The sequence below is a fragment of the Nocardioides sp. CPCC 206348 genome (assembly GCF_048654705.1).
Classification (GTDB): domain Bacteria; phylum Actinomycetota; class Actinomycetes; order Propionibacteriales; family Nocardioidaceae; genus Nocardioides.
Window position 1 is genome coordinate 42,839 of the sequence record NZ_JBMCZA010000190.1, and the last position, 1,158, is coordinate 43,996.

The following is a 1,158-nucleotide window of genomic DNA, read 5'->3' on the forward strand; positions in this document are numbered from 1 at the left end:
CATCGGCGTCATGCTGATCACGGCCTTCAGCGCCGTGGTGATCCTGCCGGCCGCCATCGCCCTGCTGGGCGACCGCATCGACGCCTGGCGGGTGCCGGGGGTGCGCGGCGTGCGCGGCGAGGAAGCGCCTGCGTGGGCGCGACTGGCACGGTTCGTGGCCCGGCGCCCGATCCTCAGCGCGCTGCCCGTGCTCGTCGGCCTCGGCGTGATGGCGCTCCCGCTCGCCGGGATCACGCTCGGCACCCCGGACGACCGCGTGCTGCCCACCAGTGCGTCGAGTCGGCAGGCCGGAGACCTGATCCGCGAGGAGTTCGGCGGCGACGGCACCCACCCGATCGACGTCGTGACGACCTCACCGCTGGACGACGAGTCGCTGGCGTCGTACTCCGCCGAGCTGGGGGCGCTGTCCGGCGTCGTACGCGTCGACGTCCGCCACGGTGACGGTGCCGACCTGCTCGCGGTGGTCACCGACCTGGACCCGAGGTCGACCGAGGCACGCGACCTGGTGCAGACCGTCCGCGACGTCCCTCCTCCGGCGGACACCGAGGTGCTGGTCGGCGGCGCCACGGCGGAGCTGAAGGACCAGATGGAAGGCATCGGGGAACGCCTGCCGGCCGTCGTCGGCTGGCTGGTGCTGACCACGATGGTGATCCTGTTCCTGTTCACCGGCAGCGTGATCCAGCCGATCCGGGCACTGGTGCTCAATGCGGTCGGACTCGGCGCGACGCTCGGTGCGATGGTGTGGGTGTTCCAGGACGGCCACCTGTCCGGGCTGCTCGGCTTCACGCCGCAACCGATGGACAGCTCGATGATGGTGCTGCTCTTCTGCGTGGCCTTCGGCCTGTCGATGGACTACGAGGTGTTCGTGATGGGCCGGATCAAGGAGATGCGCGACGCCGGCTTCAGCAACGAGGAGGCGCTGGTCCACGGACTTGCCCACACCGGCCGGATCGTCAGCACCGCGGCGGCCCTGATCGCGATCAGCTTCTTCGCGTTCCTGGTCAGCTCGGTGAGCTTCATCCAGTTCTTCGGACTGGGGACAGGACTGGCGATCCTGATCGACGCCACACTCGTCCGGGGCGTGCTGCTGCCCGCCGGCGTACGGCTGCTCGGTGAACGTGCCTGGTGGGCGCCGAAGCCGCTGCGGTTGCTGCACCG

1 protein-coding gene is annotated in these 1,158 nt (G+C 70.4%); it reads left to right on the forward strand.

Translation table 11 applies throughout. The features are described from left to right. Nucleotides 1-1,158, forward strand: a 1,158-nt coding sequence (locus ACOADB_RS16070) for an MMPL family transporter (protein ID WP_378600678.1), incomplete at both ends; no start/stop codon positions are given.